Source organism: Rhizobium sp. NLR10b, assembly GCF_019685435.1.
Lineage (GTDB): Bacteria > Pseudomonadota > Alphaproteobacteria > Rhizobiales > Rhizobiaceae > Rhizobium.
In genome coordinates, this window is record NZ_JABDWV010000001.1 from 33,886 (window position 1) to 46,090 (window position 12,205).

The 12,205-nt window shown below is 62.8% G+C and carries 12 protein-coding genes; 5 read left to right on the forward strand and 7 right to left on the reverse strand.

Going from position 1 to position 12,205, the window contains the following annotated elements; translation table 11 throughout:
* Entirely contained in the window at positions 1-1,233 is a 1,233-nt protein-coding gene (cbiE, locus tag HJB91_RS00170) for a precorrin-6y C5,15-methyltransferase (decarboxylating) subunit CbiE (protein ID WP_221153261.1), read from the reverse strand.
* Between cbiE and HJB91_RS00175 the strand changes: the two genes are divergently transcribed.
* On the forward strand, positions 1,232-2,002 hold the full coding sequence (locus HJB91_RS00175; protein ID WP_221153262.1) for a cobalt-precorrin-6A reductase: 771 nt from the start codon (positions 1,232-1,234) through the stop codon (positions 2,000-2,002). The two genes, cbiE and HJB91_RS00175, sit on opposite strands and share 2 nt — an antisense overlap.
* Here HJB91_RS00175 and HJB91_RS00180 read toward each other — a convergent pair.
* The 5 genes from HJB91_RS00180 to cobF all read right to left on the reverse strand — a co-directional run bounded on the left by HJB91_RS00180 (position 1,966) and on the right by cobF (position 6,294).
* Positions 1,966-2,730: a precorrin-3B C(17)-methyltransferase gene (locus tag HJB91_RS00180; RefSeq protein ID WP_221153263.1), complete on the reverse strand. Its 765-nt coding sequence runs from the start codon at positions 2,728-2,730 to the stop codon at positions 1,966-1,968. The genes HJB91_RS00175 and HJB91_RS00180 overlap by 37 nt on opposite strands.
* On the reverse strand, positions 2,727-3,455 hold the full coding sequence (locus HJB91_RS00185) for a precorrin-2 C(20)-methyltransferase (protein WP_210632460.1): 729 nt from the start codon (positions 3,453-3,455) through the stop codon (positions 2,727-2,729). Before HJB91_RS00185 ends, HJB91_RS00180 begins: the two co-directional genes overlap by 4 nt.
* Positions 3,452-4,084 carry a precorrin-8X methylmutase gene (locus HJB91_RS00190; RefSeq protein WP_210632461.1) on the reverse strand — a complete coding sequence of 211 codons (633 nt, stop codon included), beginning with the start codon at positions 4,082-4,084 and terminating at the stop codon, positions 3,452-3,454. The genes HJB91_RS00185 and HJB91_RS00190 overlap by 4 nt, the downstream gene beginning before the upstream one ends.
* A 2-nt stretch (positions 4,085-4,086) precedes the next feature.
* Entirely contained in the window at positions 4,087-5,466 is a 1,380-nt protein-coding gene (gene cobG, locus HJB91_RS00195) for a precorrin-3B synthase (RefSeq protein WP_221153264.1), read from the reverse strand.
* Between the two features lie 63 nt (positions 5,467-5,529).
* The gene (cobF, locus tag HJB91_RS00200) at positions 5,530-6,294 is read right to left on the reverse strand and encodes a precorrin-6A synthase (deacetylating) (RefSeq protein WP_221153265.1); all 765 of its coding nucleotides are present in this window, start codon (positions 6,292-6,294) and stop codon (positions 5,530-5,532) included.
* Positions 6,295-6,496: 202 nt separating this feature from the next.
* On the opposite strand from cobF, the gene repA reads away from it, so the two are divergent.
* From repA to HJB91_RS00220, 4 genes are all read left to right on the forward strand, one after another.
* Positions 6,497-7,693, forward strand: coding sequence for a plasmid partitioning protein RepA (gene repA, locus HJB91_RS00205; RefSeq protein WP_210632464.1), 1,197 nt, complete (start codon positions 6,497-6,499; stop codon positions 7,691-7,693).
* Entirely contained in the window at positions 7,690-8,685 is a 996-nt protein-coding gene (gene repB / locus HJB91_RS00210; RefSeq protein ID WP_210632465.1) for a plasmid partitioning protein RepB, read from the forward strand. The genes repA and repB overlap by 4 nt, the downstream gene beginning before the upstream one ends.
* A 154-nt stretch (positions 8,686-8,839) precedes the next feature.
* A complete protein-coding gene (repC, locus tag HJB91_RS00215; RefSeq protein WP_221123083.1) occupies positions 8,840-10,054 on the forward strand; it encodes a plasmid replication protein RepC in 1,215 nt (404 codons plus the stop codon).
* Between the two features lie 176 nt (positions 10,055-10,230).
* Positions 10,231-11,364, forward strand: coding sequence for an RHE_PE00001 family protein (locus HJB91_RS00220; protein WP_221123084.1), 1,134 nt, complete (start codon positions 10,231-10,233; stop codon positions 11,362-11,364).
* A gap of 124 nt (positions 11,365-11,488) precedes the next feature.
* Here the strand turns inward: HJB91_RS00220 and HJB91_RS00225 are convergent, their stop codons facing one another.
* The gene (locus HJB91_RS00225) at positions 11,489-12,199 is read right to left on the reverse strand and encodes a Bax inhibitor-1/YccA family protein (RefSeq protein ID WP_184473408.1); all 711 of its coding nucleotides are present in this window, start codon (positions 12,197-12,199) and stop codon (positions 11,489-11,491) included.
* Positions 12,200-12,205: the final 6 nt, after the last annotated feature.

Below are 12,205 nucleotides of genomic sequence, written 5' to 3' on the forward strand. Positions count from 1 at the left end.
TTATCCTTTCGTCCAGCGCCATTGCGTTACCGGCATCGCCGGCCGCCAGCCGCTCATGCTGCCGAGCGGCGCAGCGCGCGATATTTCGATCCGCGTGAGGGAGCCGCCGCGTTTGCCATGTTGGGAGATCAAAAACGCTTCCATGTTAAGCGTCACGGCATTGGCGACAAGCCGCCCTCCCCGCTTCAGCGCGGCGGCGGCAATGTCGATGACATCGGCTTCGCTGCCGCCGCCGCCGAGGAAGATCGCATCCGGTTCTGGCAGACCTCGCAGCGCATCGGGCGCTGAACCCTCGACGACGGCGAGATGCGGCACGCCGAAGGCGGATGCGTTGCGGGCAATCCGCGCCGCCCGCTCCGGCGATTGCTCGACGGCGATCGTCTTCAGGCTGGGATCGGCCAGCATCCATTCGATGCCGATCGATCCCGAGCCGGCGCCGACATCCCAGAGCAGTTCGCCATGACGTGGCGCAAGCGCCGAAAGCGTCATCGCCCGGATCTCCCGTTTGGTGATCTGGCCGTCGTGCTCGAACAGATCATCCTCGAGACCTGCGGCAAAAGGCAGGATGCGAGCTCGCTCCCCTGCCGCAATCTCGAGCGCGCAGACGTTCAGGGGATCGATGTCAGCGAGATCGAAATCCGCCGCCACGACGCATCTCTGTCGTTCCCGCGCACCGCCCAAGGCTTCGAGCACGGTAAGTCTCGACTGCCCGAAGCCGATGGTGACAAGCAGGGCAGCGAGCTCGCGGGGTCCTTTCTCATCAGAGGTCAGAGCAATGATGCGCCGCCCGGGGTGCAAATGCGGTCGGACCAGGTCGAGCGGCCGTCCGTGCAACGAGATTGTCGTCACGTCCTGCTGCGGCCAGCCGAGCCGGGAGGCGGCAAGGCTGAAGGCCGAAGGCGCGGGAATGACACGCATCTCTTCGGCCGCGACACGGCGGCAGAGGGTTGCGCCGACGCCATAGAGAAACGGATCGCCGGAGGCGAGCACGACGACAGGCGTGCCGCGCCTTTCAAGGACGGCGTCGACCGAGCGCTCGAAGGGGCTCTGCCAGGCAAGCATTTCGCCGGATATCAGGGATGCGGCAAGCGCATGGTGCCGCGTTCCGCCAAACACGGCGGGTGCAGTGGCGATCAGCCTCTTGGCCTCCTCGCCCAGGGCGGCTGGACCATCTTCGCCGATGCCGATAATAGTCAGCCAGCGCTTGTTGCAAGTGGAAAAGACATCAGACATGGGAAGACTTCGCATCCTGATCCTCGGTGGCACCGGCGAGGCGCGCCTGCTCGCCGAAGCGCTCGCGGCGCGTGATGATTGCGATGTTCTGCTGTCGCTCGCCGGACGTACCGAGAAACCGGCCGTTCAGCCTGTTCAGGTCCGTATCGGTGGTTTCGGCGGCGCCATGGCACTGGCTGATTTTCTGAAAGCCGGCAGCTACGGGCTGCTGATCGACGCCACGCACCCTTTCGCCGAGCGAATTTCCAAAAATGCCGCGGTCGCGGCCGAGACCGCCGCTGTCGCTGCAATCGCTCTGCGCCGCCCCGAATGGCAGCGCTTGGCGGGCGATCGCTGGCGGGAAGTACAGAGCATCCCGGCGGCCATCGAGGCGCTCGGCCAATCCCCCCGCCATGTCTTCCTGGCGACGGGCCGGCAGGGTGCTCACCACGCAGAAGCGGCGCCGCAACATCACTATCTCATCCGCAGCGTCGACCCCGTCGAACGGCCGCTTAGGCTTGCGAATGCCGAATATATCCTCGATCGCGGCCCGTTCACGCTGGAAAGCGAATGCACTTTGCTGAGGCAGCATCATATCGATGTCATCATTGCCAAGAACAGCGGCGGCACGGCCACCTATGCAAAGATCGAGTCGGCGCGGCTGCTCGGCATCGAGGTGATGATGGTGGCGCGCGCGCCGTCGCCGATGGTCGCATCGGTCGAAACCGTCGAGGCGGCGCTTGCGGCGATCGATCACCTCTTCCCCCCCGCCATGAAACGTGGCGTGTAGACCAGGTCCGGCTTGCCGGCGCGCGTGACGATCCGCGTTTCGGCGGAGCCGATGATGATGCAGGTCGCCATATCGGCGATCGATGCATCCGCTTGCGATAGCGGCTGCACCGCAATGCGCTCGTTTGCCCGCCCGGCCGCGCGCCCGAAAATCACGGGGGTTGTTGCCGGCAGATGGTGGCGCAGCAGCTTGAAAGCCTCACCGAGTTGCCACGGCCGCGACCGGCTGATCGGATTATAGAGCGCGATGACGAAGCCTGCCTTTGCCGCCAATGCAAGCCTGTTTTCTATGACATTCCAAGGCTTTAGGTTATCTGATAACGATATTGCGCAGAAGTCGTGACCCAGCGGCGCCCCGGCTCTTGCGGCCACCGCCAGCATCGCCGTGACGCCGGGCAGAACGGTGAGATCGACGGCGCGCCACGCCGCCGGCCCATTCTCGATCGCCTCGCAGACGGCAGCGGCCATGGCGAAGACACCGGGATCGCCGCCGGAGACAATGCAGACGTTGGCGCCATCCGCTGCCATGGAAAGCGCCGCCCCTGCCCTGTCGAGTTCCTCGCGATTGTCCGACGCATGCCGCAGCTGATCGGAGCGGAGCTGCAGCCGGTCGAGATAAGGTCCGTAGCCGAAGAAATCCGTCGCCGCCTCGACGACCGCCAGCGCTTCCGGCGTCATCTGCTCGGGATTGCCGGGACCGGTGCCGATGACGAAAAGCCTGCCACTCATCGGCTGCCCTCCCAGCCCGGCACCAGCACGAGCGAGAAGTAGGGCGCATCGCCGTCGTTCCTGTCGGCAAGCTTTTCCATCGCCGCATTCGACATGGTGCCGCGCTCGACATAGAGGGCGTCCGCAAGCCGTCCGGCTGCCGAAAGCGCCCGGCGTATTTTCGGCAGATTGCGACCGACCTTCATGATGACGGCGGCTTGCGTATCGGCGAGCCGGCGCGTCAGCTCTGCCTCGGCCATTGTACCGGGCAGTACGGACAGCACGTCGTCCCCCTGGACGATCGCCATGCCGGCCAGCGACCAGCAGCCCGACATGGCGCTGATGCCGGGGATCACTTCGGTGGGGTAGTGCTTGGAGAGCCTGACATGCAAGTGCATGTAGGAGCCGTAGAAGAGCGGGTCGCCTTCGCTGAGAACAGCGACGGTCCGCCCGGCCTCGAGGTGCCCGGCGATGTCTCTTGCAGACCGGTCGTAAAACTCGGTGATCAGGCTTTGGTAGCGTTCGTCACCTTTGTCGATCTCAGTGGTGACGGGATAGTAGAGTGGCAGCAGAGTGACCCAAGGTTTCAGCAGCGGCTCGACGATCGCCTTGCCGTTACCGCCCCTGCCCTGCTTGGCAAAGTAAGCGATGACATCAGCGCGTTCGATGGCGCGCACGGCCTTGAGGGTCAGAAGCTCCGGGTCGCCGGGACCCGTGCCGACGCCGATGAGACGGGGTGTCGTCATAGGCCCGGCCTCGCCAGCGCATTAATGGCGGCAGCCGTCATGGCGCTGCCGCCGAGCCGGCCGCGCACGATGGCGAAGGGGACGCCATAGGAATTTTCCGCCAGCGCATCCTTCGATTCCGCCGCGCCGACAAAGCCGACCGGCATGCCGAGGATCGCAGCCGGTTTCGGCGCGCCGTCGCGTAGGAGTTCGAGAAGATGGAAAAGCGCCGTCGGGGCATTGCCAATGGCGACAATGCTCCCGCCGAGCCTTTCGAGCCAGAGATGCATGGCGGCGGCCGAGCGTGTATTGCCGATCTCGCGTGCGAGCTCCGGCGTTGCGGGATCGCGCAGTGTGCAGACCACCTCGTTCAGCGCCGGCAGCCGTGCTCGCGTGACGCCGTGCGATACCATTTCCGCATCGCAGAAGATCGGTGCGCCGGTCCTGAGTGCGTCGCGCGCGGTGCTGACGAAATCTGTGGAAAAGACGAAATGCTTCGCCGCTTCCACGAGCCCGCAGGCATGGATCATGCGAACGGCGATTTCAGCCTCGTCTTCGGTGAAACGCGAAAGATCGGCCTCGGCGCGGATGATCGCAAACGAACGCTCGTAGATCGCGTCGCCACTGCGGATATAATCGTAGTCTGGCATTCCTATTCCTGTCGCGGCGCCTTCGAAACGCTGGTTGCGCCAAGCCGTGTAAGGCAGGCGGCGGCCGATTCGCCAGCGCCCCTGTTGTCTTCGATGGACCGGGCGAGCCTCTCTATAGCGAAATCGATCCGACCGCCAGCGATCCGTTCATCCGGCAGATCTGAAGCAAGGCCGTTGAGGATGAGGCCGAAACCATCCGCCGATCCGGTCAGTGTCAGCGCCGGCCCGGCGCGGGCGCAGCCTTTCGAACAGCCGGAGAGATGGATCGTCAGAGATCCGTCGAAGAGAACGGGTGCTGCGGCCATAAGGCGGCGCGCCAGGGCTCTCGTCTCGTAAAAAGCGGAGCCGCAGGCGCCGGCGCCGGCGCAGGCAGCGACATATTCGCTTTTCTCGCCGGGTTGCACGGTAAAGCCATGGTTGCTCGCGGTGATCAGCAGAGCCGGCGCCGCATCTGCCGGAAAGCCGATGAAAAAGAAGCCGCGGCCGGGCGCAAGTCTGATGGCTGTTGCGCCGTCAGCTTTGGCGTCGTCGAGCAGGGCGGTCAGATCGGACGCGCTCATCTGGCCGAATTCCGACCGCACGCCAAGCACGTGTTTTCCGTTCTTCAGCCGGTGCAAGCCGGAAAGCGGCGTCTGTTCTTGGTGGGACGGATGAAATCGGATGGCGTCCATAGCGGGAAAGCGCGCCCGCAGAAGGGCCGGATCGATATCCCTTGCCCGCTTGCTCTGCCCGACCGCCAGAAGATCGAGAATCTCGCCAACGGCTGATATCGCCGCCTCCGCGGGCCCCATTGCGACGGGTGTTGCCGTCTCGCCGTCGCCGTTGATCGCCACGAGCCATTGTGCGGCGGGCTGTGCGACGATACGGATATCGGCCGAGAGCGCCGATAAACCGAACGCTCCGCCGCCGTCGATGATGAGCGAGAGTTTCGGCGCGAGCCGCGGCGAGGCGAGTAGTCCTACGAGCTTGCTGCGCAATGTCCTTTCCAGCGCTGCCGGATCGCCCGTTTCCTCGGGATCGATGCCGTGCAGCGGCGATACTTCGATTGCCGGACCGTCCGGCACGGCGATCCCGGCGGCATCGATATCGGCGGCGAGACGCTTCACGGTCTCAGCCCGCAATCCGCGGATCTGCAGGTTGCCGCGCGCGGTGATTTCCACGATGCCGTTTCCATGCTCCGCGGCCGAGCGGGCAAGGGCTGAGAATTGCGATAGCGTCAAGGCGCCGCCGGCAGGACGCAGCCGTACGAGCAAACCATCGCCGGTCGGCATGGGTGCGGCAAGGGCCGGGCAGGCGCCGCGTGGGCGTGGCTTCGCCGGCGGTCGATCATCGAGATCCGCCTCGCCTGTCCTGTCGATTGTCTTGGCGGCCTTCGTGCCCATTCTCAATCCTCTGATCATCTCTTACATGATCGCGGCCGGTGCGGCAAAACCTGACGGCGACGGCTATTCCTCGAACTCGCGTCCCTTGCGCAGCAGATATATGTCCATGATCCAGCCGTGCCGCTGTCTTGCCTCTGTCCGCAGCGCCTGAATATCGGCCGCGATGTCTGCGAGCCGTCCCGATCGGATAATCTCGTCCCCTGTCCCGAGATAGGCGCCCCAGAAGATCTCGGCGTCGGCATCGTCGATCTTCGCGAAAGTCTGTTCGCCATCGAGCATGACGACCGTGCTGCCGCCCCGAAGTCCATCCCGCGCCAGCCGCCGCCCGGTGGTAATCTCGACCGGCTGGCCGATGAGGTTGAGCGGAATTTTGTGGCTGGCCGCTAAGGCCTGGATGCTGGTGATGCCGGGAACGACGCTGAAGTCGAAATCAATGCTGTTTGTTTGGCGCACGCGTTCAATGATGCGGATGGTGCTGTCGTAAAGGCTGGGATCACCCCAGACGAGAAAGGCGCCGGTGGCGCTGTCCGGCAGGCCAGAGATCAACTCTCCATAGATATTGGCGATCTCGCCGTGCCAGGCATCGACACTTTGTTTGTAGGTCCTGTCTGCGGTCTGCCTTTGCGGCACCTCGAATTCCGCGATCCGGATATCCGGCCGGGTGACATAGCGCTCGCAGATCTCCCGCCGGATCTCGGCGAGCTCCTCCTTGCCGGTGCCCTTGAGCGGCAGGAAGATCACCTCGGCGGCGTTCATCGCCTTGACCGCCTGTATGGTGACGTGCTCCGGATTGCCCGTGCCGATTCCGATGATAGTGATATGTTTCAAGCGGATGTTCCCCGTGAGTCCAGGCGGTCTTGCCGAAAAACTGGGCCGGTCGCAAGGGCAGGGCAGGGAGTTGGCCGCGGCCAACTCGGCCCGCCACGACGGCTAGACCCCTATTGTTGCCGTAAATCCCGAATCGTGTCACTTTCGATACGCTTTTTGACGCTATGTTGACAGAAAAGCGCATCGAAAAGGATTGGGTGTTTTGGACAACATTAGCGTATCGACGACAGACGTGCGGATCGAGCGGCATGCGAGCCAGCTTTCGCGGCAACTGAAGCTCCTCCGCGACAAGCTGTTTCCGCCGCTTGCGCAGAAGACGCTGCGCACGTTCTCTTCCGGCGAAGCCGCGCAGATGATCGGTGTTTCCGACGGTTATCTTCGTCAGCTTTCGCTGGACGGCAAGGGGCCGCAGCCGGAACTTTCCTCGAATGGTCGACGCTCCTATACGCTCGGTCAGATCAATGAATTGCGCCATTATATGGCGAACCTCAAGCCGAAGGACGCGCTGAGCTACCTCCCGTGGCGTCGCCCCGGCGAAAAGCTGCAGACGGTCGCAGTCACCAATTTCAAGGGCGGTTCGGCCAAGACGACGACGACGCTTTATCTGGCGCAATATCTGGCGCTGGAGGGTTACCGGGTGCTGGCAATCGATCTCGACCCGCAAGCCTCGCTCTCCTCCATGCTGGGCGTTCAGCCGGAATTCGATCTTTCCGACGGCGATACGCTTTACGGCGCCATCCGCTACGATGCGGCTCGCAAGCCGCTGAAGGAGATCGTCCGCAAGACCTATTTCGACGGACTCGATCTGGTGCCCGGCAATCTCGAGCTGATGGAGTTCGAGCATGAGACGCCGCGGGCGCTCAATGATCGCCAGAAGCCGGCCGAGCTGTTTTTCCGTCGCGTTGGCGTCGCTATTGCCGAGGTCGAGGCCGATTATGACGTGGTGGTGATCGACTGCCCGCCGCAGCTCGGCTACCTCACCCTCGGCGCCGTTTGCGCCGCCACGTCGCTGCTCATCACCATCCACCCGCAGATGGTCGATGTCGCCTCCATGTCGCAGTTCCTGTTGATGACCTCGGATCTTCTCTCTGTGGTTCGCAGGGCCGGCGGCGACCTGCAGCACGACTTCATCAAATATGTCGTCACCCGCCACGAACCCTTCGATGCGCCGCAGTCGCAGATCGTTGCGCTGCTGCGCAGCCTGTTCGGCGACGACGTGCTGACGGCAACCATCCTCAAATCGACGGCAATCGCCGATGCCGGGCTGACAAAGCAGACGCTTTACGAAATCGAGAAGGGGCAGGTGCGCCGCTCAACGTATGACCGGGCGCTGGAATCGGTCAATGCTGCCAATGGCGAGGTTCTTGCCGGCATTCACAAAGCCTGGGGCCGCACATGAGCAGACGCGACCGCCTGAAAGGTCTTTTCGACGATACGGCGCAGGAGTTGGCCGCGGCCAACTACGAGGAGCCTTCTTCGCGCGGATCGGCCGGTCCGGTTCGGACAATGGCGCTGACCCTTGGCCGCATGGAGGAAGAGAGCAGGGCGATGCAGGAGGCTTTGCTCTCCGGCGAGCGCATCGTCGAACTCGATCCCGATCTGATCGATTCTTCCTTCGTCCGCGACCGCCTTGCCGACCAGCCGCTCGATTTCGAGGACGAGCTGGTGCAGTCGATTGCCGATAATGGCCAGGAAGTGCCGATCCTTGTTCGGCGCCATCCTGAAGACGGCGAGCGTTACCAAATTGCCTACGGCCATCGCCGCCTGCAGGCCGTCAAACTGCTCGGCCGCAAAGTGCAGGCGATCGTCCGTCAGCTCGACGATACCGATGTCGTCATTGCACAGGGCATTGAGAATTCGGCGCGCCGGAACCTTTCCTATATCGAACGCGCCGTCTTCGCTCTCAATCTCGAGCTCAAGGGCTTTGAGCGTCCCGTCATCATGAAGGCGCTGTCCACTGACAAGACGGAGCTATCGAAGCTGTTGTCGGTCGCCAAGGCCATTCCGGCCGAAATCATCAGGTTGGTGGGGGACGCGCCTGGTATCGGACGGCGCAAGTGGATGGCGCTTGCCCAGGACTGGAATGGGACGACGGCGGCGCGGCTTGCAAAGCTAATCGACTCGGAAGGGTTCAGGGCGCAGGAGAGCGACCGCCGATTCGAGCTTCTGGTCGCCGAGCTTGCCAGGAAAGAGGCCAAGCCCGTGCCAACCGAATATGACTGGATGCCGAAGAGCGGCGGCAAGATTGCCGGCCGAATCAGGAGCGCCGGCAATTCCTTCACGATCGCGTTGAAAACAGGCGATGCGCCGGATTTCGGCGCTTACATTTCACGCCGTCTCGATGAGCTTTACGAAGCCTATCAGGCCGGCAAGTTGCAAGCAGGAGAGTAGACCGCAAAAGAAAAAAGCCTCCGAACGTTGCCGCCGCGGAAGCCTTTCTCATATCTGGACAATCTGAGAATCGCACTTCCTCGAATCAGTGTCAAGCATCTTCGGCATCCTTTTGGGTGGTAGATTTCTTTTGCCTTGAAAAAAGGTGAGGGACATGGAGCCTCAATATGTATCGACGCCTTTTGGGCGGCGATCGATGACGCTTGGCATGCTGGCAAATCAGGAAAATGCCAGCAAGGTCGATCCGGATGCATCGGTCGACAAATGGAAGATCTTTCGCGCGCTCTGCGAAGCAAAGGAGATGGTCGGCGTATCCGATCGTGCGCTTGCCGTTCTCAACGCGCTGTTGACCTTCTATCCGAAGAACGAGATTGCCGAGGCCAACGGTTTCGTCGTCTTTCCTTCGAACGAACAGCTGTCGCTGCGCACGCATGGCATGGCCGGCACCACGCTGCGGCGAAACCTGGCGATGCTGGTGGAGTCTGGCCTGATCATCCGGCGCGACAGTCCGAACGGGAAACGTTTCGCCCGCCGTAACGGCGAGGGCGGGCTTGGGGAGGCCTTCGGCTTCAGCCTGGCGCCACTCCTCGTGCGCGCTCGCGAGATCGAGGCACAGGCCGCCCAGGTGCAGGCCGACAAGCTCGAATGGAAGCGCCTGAGAGAGCGGCTGAGCCTTTGCCGGCGTGACATCGCCAAGCTCATCGAGATCGCGTTGGAAGAGGAAATCGCCGGCGAATGGATCGAGATGCAGCAGCATTTCAATCGCCTGTCGGCAAGCCTGCCGCGCCGTCCGTCGGCAGCGGAGATTCAAAGCCTGCTGACCGATCTCGAAGCTTTCCGCCAATTGATCGTCAAGACGCTGGAATCGAAGACGAAAACAGAAAAAACGGACGCCAATGACAGCCGAAACGGTTGGCACATACATAATTCAAACCCACACCCCACATCTGAACTTGAACCAAGCTTCGAAACGAAGCAGGGCGCAAAGTCGGAGGAAGAGCCGCGGCCGTGGCGGGAGCCGCCGAAATCCTTCCCCCTTGCCATGGTGCTGCAGGCCTGCCCCGAGATTGTTGCCTATGGGCCGGGCGGCGGGATCGGCAGCTGGCGGGATTTGATGGCCGCCGCGGTCGTCGTTCGTTCCACCCTCGGCGTCAGCCCCAGTGCCTATCAGCAAGCCTGCAACGTCATGGGGCCGGAAAATGCTGCCACCGTGATCGCCTGCATTCTGGAACGCGGCGGCCATATCAATTCGGCCGGCGGCTATTTGCGTGATCTGACGCGGCGGGCGGAGCGCGGCGAGTTCTCGCTCGGTCCGATGCTGATGGCATTGATGCGGGCCAATGGTCCGATGGCGAGAAAAACGGGATGAAGGGCTCAAAAGCTTCGCGCCAGTCGCAGCGGTTTAAAGGGATTGTGGATCGGCAATCGCCATCTTCTTTGCTTGCTTCTCCGCGCTTTTGTTGAAACAAACCGTTAACCATGTCATAGATGGCGGAAGAAAATAGCTGTTTTGCTTCCATTTGTGAAAAACCGCAAAGCTTAACAATGCGCTATGATATCGACGGTACGATGCTTCAGACCCTACTTCCATTGCTCGCTGCGGCGGAGGATGCGTTGGCGCGACTGGACGAGCGGGTGTTGCGCTCGCCGGTGGGTGAGGGGTTTGCTGAACGCAGCCATTTCTTCGATGCCGCCGGCGCATTATGGGTTGCCGGCGAACTCGTTCATGTCGAGGATCTCGTTCTGCACGACGCGCATATGGATAGCCGCGCTCCGAGCCATGAATTGACGATCGCCCATTCGGTGCTGCGGACGCGTCGGCGCATCTGGACCGGCGAGCCGTCCTGGGCGCTCGGCGCCTCGGGGCTGGCGACGCTGACGGCGACCACGGGGGAAGGGGAGGGCCTCACTCAGGAGGCCAAGAGCCCGGCCGCTGCGGTCGAGGCCGACGATGAGGGCGAGGATGGAGACGCGCCGCTCGCCGCCGAGATGGCCGAGATCGATGCCATTCTTGCCCGCTCGCAGAAGCTCATCGACATCCATACGGGCAAAGCGCCGTCCGGCGAGGCGGCGGCAATATCTCCGGCCAAGCGCAACGATGACCCCCTCGGCCTGCTGGGCGACGAGGAATGGGATGAGGAGCAGCGGCTTGCGGAGTGGCGAGGCGTGCTGCCCCTGGCCGACAGCCTGCCGCCGGTTCTCGGCGCCGTCATCCTGTTCGAAACCTGGGACAGGATCGAGCCGTTGCGGCGTCAGCATTGGCTCGGCGGACTTCTCGTCGAAAGCTACCTGCGCGCCCGCGGCAAGGTCGCTTCCCATCTCTTTTCCTTTTACGGCGGGCTGAAATTGGTGCGCCACGAGCGGCGTCGGGCCCGTGACCGGGCGACGCGGCTGCAAGCCTTTCTTGAGGCGATGCAGTTGGCTGCGGCGGCCGGCCTCAAGGAAATCGACCGGTTGTCGCTGGCTCGCACGCAAATGGAGTTGCGCTTTCGCGGCCGCCGCTCGAACAGCAGCCTGCCGGAACTTGCCGACTTCATCCTGTCGCGGCCGATGGTGTCGGCAGCGATGATCGCCCGTCAGCTGCGCATCACGCCGCGTGGCGCGCTGAACCTCGTCAACGAGATCGGCATTCGTGAAATCACCGGCCGCGGCCGCTACCGCGCCTGGGGCATCATCTGAAACAGAAAAAACCGGCCGGGTCGACGTCCGGCCGGGTCTTTGCGAGTGAGCGCCCGGTCTGCCATCCTGTCACAGATTGCAGACCGGACGCTCTTGCGCTTCCATTGCCCCCAGAAGCGCAGTTCTATTCCCGCTCGCCCGTGAAGTTGAGCAGAAGCTGGAAGATGTTGACGAAGTTCAGGTAGAGCGAGAGCGCACCGAAGACGGCGAGCTTCTGGTTCGATTCCTGATCGTAGTTTTCCGAATACTGTTCCTTGATGTTCTGCGTGTCGTAGGCGGTGAGGCCGACGAAGACGACGATGCCGATCACCGAGATCGCGAACTGCAGCGCGCTCGAACCCAGGAAGATGTTGACGATGCCGGCGATGATGATGCCGAACAGACCCATCATCAGGAACGAGCCCATCTTCGACAGGTCACGCTTCGTCGTGTAGCCGTAGAGGCTGATGGAACCGAACATCGCGGCAGTGATGAAGAAGGTCTGTGCGATGCTCGTCTTGGTGAAGACCAGGAAGACGGAGGCGAGCGACAGGCCCATCACGGCGCAGAAGGCCCAGAAGGTGACCTGGGCGGTGCTGGCCGACATCGTCTGGATTTTGAACGAGAAGAAGAAGACGAAGGCGAGCGGCGCCAGCATCACGACCCACTTCAGCGGCGAGCCGAAGATCGGGACGTAGAGGGCCGGCGTCGAGCCGACGACGAAGGCGACGATGCCTGTGATGACGAGGCCGAGAGCCATATAATTGTAGACGCGCAGCATATGCTGGCGCAGGCCCTCGTCGAACAGGGCCTGGGTGCCGGCCGCGGCACCGTAGCGGGAATTGATCGGGTTCATGCTGAT

Coding starts and splice junctions, on each gene's coding strand:
- HJB91_RS00175 (WP_221153262.1), top strand. CDS start 1,232: ATGGGAAGACTTCGCATCCTGATCCTCGGTGGCACCGGCGAGGCGCGC.
- cbiE (WP_221153261.1), bottom strand. CDS start 1,233: ATGTCTGATGTCTTTTCCACTTGCAACAAGCGCTGGCTGACTATTATC.
- HJB91_RS00180 (WP_221153263.1), bottom strand. CDS start 2,730: ATGAGTGGCAGGCTTTTCGTCATCGGCACCGGTCCCGGCAATCCCGAG.
- HJB91_RS00185 (WP_210632460.1), bottom strand. CDS start 3,455: ATGACGACACCCCGTCTCATCGGCGTCGGCACGGGTCCCGGCGACCCG.
- HJB91_RS00190 (WP_210632461.1), bottom strand. CDS start 4,084: ATGCCAGACTACGATTATATCCGCAGTGGCGACGCGATCTACGAGCGT.
- cobG (WP_221153264.1), bottom strand. CDS start 5,466: ATGGGCACGAAGGCCGCCAAGACAATCGACAGGACAGGCGAGGCGGAT.
- repB (WP_210632465.1), top strand. CDS start 7,690: ATGAGCAGACGCGACCGCCTGAAAGGTCTTTTCGACGATACGGCGCAG.
- repC (WP_221123083.1), top strand. CDS start 8,840: ATGGAGCCTCAATATGTATCGACGCCTTTTGGGCGGCGATCGATGACG.
- HJB91_RS00220 (WP_221123084.1), top strand. CDS start 10,231: ATGCGCTATGATATCGACGGTACGATGCTTCAGACCCTACTTCCATTG.
- HJB91_RS00225 (WP_184473408.1), bottom strand. CDS start 12,199: ATGAACCCGATCAATTCCCGCTACGGTGCCGCGGCCGGCACCCAGGCC.